This window comes from Alistipes sp. CAG:268 (genome assembly GCA_000434235.1).
Classification (GTDB): domain Bacteria; phylum Bacteroidota; class Bacteroidia; order Bacteroidales; family Rikenellaceae; genus Alistipes; species Alistipes avistercoris.
On record FR892023.1, the window covers coordinates 154127 to 158301 of the forward strand.

A 4175-nucleotide genomic window follows, 5' to 3' on the forward strand; every position below is an offset into this window, starting at 1 on the left:
GGGAGGAGGGGCCCCGCCAGCTGCCGAACCGCAAGGAGCAGAAGGCCTACATCCGGCAGGTCTATCACGAAATCAAGGAGGAGTACACCCCCATTCTCAAACGCATGACCCGCACCGAAGGGCGCGTGTTGCTCAAACTCATCGACCGCGAGACGGAGTACACGGCCTACGAGGTGCTGCGCGAATTCCGCGGCGGCTTCGTGGCGGGATTCTGGCAGAGCGTCTCGCGCATCTTCGGGCAGAACCTCAAGTCGGAATACGACGCCGAGGGGGAGGACCGCATGATCGAGCAGATCATCATCTACTACGAGGCCGGGCTGCTCTGAGCCGGGACGGATGCGGCGCGGCCGGGGGAAATCCGGACGGAGGCCACTACCCCGCCCCGGACGGCGTCAGAAGTTGAACGACAGGCCGCAGCCCAGCGACATGAATGACCGGGACGGGGCATGGGGCCCGGCGCGGAAGTTGTCCGTCAGATAGCAGTGGTAGGTGAAGTCGCCGAAAAGGTTGAAACGCCAAATGGGAATAATCAGCCGCAGACCGGCATCGGCCGTACAGGAGAAGCGCCGGCGGACGCTCCACGAAGCATCGGCCGGGACCACAAGCGCATGCCTGCCGGGGCCGAGCGGCCCGAAAAGCAGCCCCGGAGTGAAGCCCGCATGGATTTCGAAGGCCGAAGGCAGCAGCGAGAGCAGCAGCGAGCCGACCGACTGCCCGGGATCGGCCCGGCCGACCGACGGTTCGGCCCACGGATCCCCGGCCCAGGGATTGTAGTAGGCCCGGCAGGATTCGCCCTCGTCCCGCGCCCGGCGCCAGGCCGAGGCGATGCGTCCGGTGCGCCACGAGAACTGCAGCGGGACGGAGACCCCGCGCTCGATATCGGTCGGGACCAGCAGGTTCAGGCCCGTGCGGAATCCGATATTGGAGTATCCGTAGCAGGCATAGTCGATCGACAGCGCCTGCATCTCGGGAGTGGCCCCGGCACCGAGCGAAAGCTGCACACCGTAGCGCAGGCCCAGTTCATGCGAACGGGGAAGAGATCCGTCAGGAGGATTCCCCGGGGCGGAGAGCACAGTTGTTGCAAGGAGCAGCAACGCGCAGGTTATCAGTCTTTTCATCGGTCAGCAAAATCGGTGAAAGACGCAAGATAAGAAAAAAAACGAGGTTTTGCGAATTTACCCCTTTTTTCCGTATCTTTGCAGGCACAAAACCCGAGACAGCATGTTTGAAAATCTAACCGATAAACTCGAACGGTCGTTCAAGATCCTCAAGGGCGAGGGCCGCATCACCGAAATCAACGTAGCCGAAACCCTCAAGGAGATCCGCCGTGCGCTCATCGACGCCGACGTCAATTACAAGGTGGCCAAGACCTTCACGGACGAAGTGAAGCAGAAGGCCCTCGGACAGGACGTCCTGAAGGCCGTCAAGCCCGGCCAGATGATGACCAAGATCGTGCGCGACTCGCTGGCCGAACTCATGGGAGGCACGGCGACGGACATCCGCCTCGAAGGCACGCCCGCCGTGGTGCTCATCGCCGGTCTGCAGGGCTCCGGAAAGACCACCTTCTCCGGAAAGCTCGCCTCGTTCATCAAGAGCAAGAAGGGCCGGCAGGTGCTGCTGGTGGCGGGCGACGTCTACCGTCCGGCCGCCATCGACCAGCTGAAGGTGCTCGGAGGACAGATCGGCGTGGAGGTATATACCGAGGAGGGGAACAGGAACCCGGTGGAGATCGCCGAAAACGCCATCAAATATGCCCGGCAGAAATCCTACAACGTCGTGATCGTCGATACGGCCGGACGTCTGGCCGTCGATGAGGCCATGATGCAGGAGATCACGGCCATCAAGGCGGCAATCAAGCCCTCCGAGACGCTGTTCGTCGTCGATGCCATGACGGGTCAGGACGCCGTGAACACGGCCCGCGAGTTCAACGACCGCCTCGACTTCGACGGCGTCGTGCTCACGAAGCTCGACGGCGACACGCGCGGCGGTGCCGCCATCTCGATCCGCGCCGTAGTGGACAAGCCGCTGAAGTTCATTTCGAGCGGCGAGAAGATGGACGCCCTGCAGGTGTTCCACCCCGAGCGTATGGCCGACCGAATCCTCGGCATGGGCGACGTCGTATCGCTCGTCGAACGGGCCCAGGAGCAATTCGACGAGGAGGAGGCCCGCCGGCTGAAGAAGAAGCTCGTCAAGAACCAGTTCAACTTCAACGACTTCATTGCCCAGATCCAGCAGATCAAGAAGATGGGCAACCTGAAAGACCTGGCCTCGATGATCCCCGGAATGGGCAAGATGCTCAAGAACGTCGATATCCCGGACGACGTGTTCAAGCAGACCGAGGCGATCATCTCGTCGATGACCCCCGCCGAGCGCGAGCACCCCGAGATCATCAACGCCAAGCGCCGCGAGCGCATCGCCAAGGGTTCGGGTACGACCATGGCCGACGTGAACCGGCTGATGAAACAGTTCGAGGATACGCGCAAGATGATGAAGGCCGTGGCGGGCGGAAACATGAAGATGCCCAAGATGCCCGGCGGCATGTTCCGCAGATAGCACACTGCAGAAAGGCTGCATCCTGCCATACGGGGCGGACCGGTTCGAACGGTCCGCCCCGTTTTGTCGCCACCCCACCACCGCGCCGCAGAACGCCCCGGGCCTTCGGCCGTGCGGAAGGCGGCCGGCCCCAAAGGCCGAAGATCCGCGGCCGTACCCGGAGAGCGTAAAAAACATGCGAATCCGGGCCGGCAACCGGCGGTTTTCTAAATTTTTTTCGTATATTTGGTGCAAATATGCGATCATGCACAAATCCGGTTTCGTCAATATCATAGGCAACCCCAACGTCGGGAAATCGACGCTGATGAACGCGCTCGTCGGCGAGCGGCTCTCGATCATCACCTCGAAGGCACAGACCACGCGCCACAGAATCATGGGCATCGTCTCGGGAGACGATTTCCAGATCGTCTATTCGGATACGCCCGGCATCCTCAAGCCCGCATACAAGCTGCAGGAGTCGATGATGAAGTTCGTTACGGGGGCGATCACCGATGCCGACGTGATCCTCTACGTCACCGACACCGTCGAGCAGAGCGACCGCTCGGCCGGAATCGTGGAGAAGATCCGCCAGAGCGGAATCCCGACCGTCGTGGTCATCAACAAGATCGACCTCTCGTCGCCCGAAGCGCTCGAAGCGCTGGTGGCCAAATGGAACGAGGAGCTGCCCGGCGCCCGGATCGTGCCCGTATCGGCCCGCGAGAAGTTCAACATCGAGGGGTTGTTCGACACCATCCTCGGACTGCTACCCGAAGGCCCGGTCTTCTACCCCAAGGATACGCTCACGGACAAGACCCTGCGCTTCTTCGCCTCGGAGATCATCCGCGAGAAGATTCTCCGCTTCTACGACAAGGAGATACCCTACTGTTGCGAGATCGAGATCGAAAGCTACCGGGAGGAGCCCGAAATCGACCGCATCGCGGCGACGATCTACGTGGCGCGTGAATCGCAGAAGGGCATCATCATCGGGCACAAGGGCGAGAAGCTCAAGCGCGTGGGGCAGACCGCACGCGAGGACATGGAACAGTTCCTCGGCAAGAAGGTCTTCCTGCAGCTCTTCGTCAAGGTGAGCGAGGACTGGCGCAACAACGACCGCCTGCTGCGCCGGTTCGGATACGAACTCGAATAAGGCCCGCAAGACAAAAAGGACAATAAAAAAGAGGTAAGGAACGTTCGAACGACGCACAACAGCAATCTCGGAACCATGCGGAAATTCATCCTCGGAATACTTCTCTCGATCGCACTGCTGGGCAGTGTACGCACGCACGCGCAGTACAATCGGGAATACTTCTTCTGGGTCGGCCGTTCATGCATGATGAACAACAACTACCAGGAGGCCATCCGCACGCTCAACACCCTGCTCCGTTTCGACGACAAGGCCTTCGAGGGTTACTTCCTCCGCGGAATCGCCAAGTACAACCTCGACGACCTGCTGGGCGCCGAGGCCGACTTCTCGACCGCCATCCGGCTCAACCCGGTCTACACGCAGGCCTACACCTACCGGGCGATCACCCGCTCGCGCCTGGGCAACTACGACGACGCCCTGCAGGATTTCCGCGAGGCGATCGAACTGCGCCCCGACCTGCCCGGCCCCTACTACAGCCGCGGCGTGACGCGCCTGCTGA

At 61.5% G+C, this 4175-nt stretch carries 5 protein-coding genes; 4 read left to right on the forward strand and 1 reads right to left on the reverse strand.

Annotated features, from left to right (window positions below; genetic code table 11):
* Positions 1 to 326, forward strand: a 326-nt coding sequence (locus tag QZL63_RS11365; protein ID WP_290587229.1) for a DUF4294 domain-containing protein, incomplete at its 5' end; no start/stop codon positions are given.
* A gap of 66 nt (positions 327 to 392) precedes the next feature.
* Here the strand turns inward: QZL63_RS11365 and QZL63_RS11370 are convergent.
* Positions 393 to 1118, reverse strand: a complete 726-nt coding sequence (locus QZL63_RS11370) for a hypothetical protein (protein ID WP_290587232.1) — start codon at positions 1116 to 1118, stop codon at positions 393 to 395.
* Between the two features lie 103 nt (positions 1119 to 1221).
* Here QZL63_RS11370 and ffh point away from each other — a divergent pair, with 103 nt between their 5' ends.
* From ffh to QZL63_RS11385, 3 genes are all read left to right on the forward strand, one after another.
* Positions 1222 to 2553: a signal recognition particle protein gene (gene ffh, locus QZL63_RS11375; protein WP_022309413.1), complete on the forward strand. Its 1332-nt coding sequence runs from the start codon at positions 1222 to 1224 to the stop codon at positions 2551 to 2553.
* A gap of 244 nt (positions 2554 to 2797) precedes the next feature.
* Positions 2798 to 3679: a GTPase Era gene (era, locus tag QZL63_RS11380; RefSeq protein ID WP_022309414.1), complete on the forward strand. Its 882-nt coding sequence runs from the start codon at positions 2798 to 2800 to the stop codon at positions 3677 to 3679.
* 75 nt (positions 3680 to 3754) lie between these two features.
* On the forward strand, positions 3755 to 4175 hold a 421-nt coding region (locus QZL63_RS11385; protein ID WP_290587235.1), incomplete at its 3' end, for a tetratricopeptide repeat protein.

Bases quoted from the DNA above. Each gene is read 5' to 3' on its own strand.
- ffh (WP_022309413.1), top strand. From the start codon at position 1,222: ATGTTTGAAAATCTAACCGATAAACTCGAACGGTCGTTCAAGATCCTC.
- QZL63_RS11370 (WP_290587232.1), bottom strand. From the start codon at position 1,118: ATGAAAAGACTGATAACCTGCGCGTTGCTGCTCCTTGCAACAACTGTG.
- era (WP_022309414.1), top strand. From the start codon at position 2,798: ATGCACAAATCCGGTTTCGTCAATATCATAGGCAACCCCAACGTCGGG.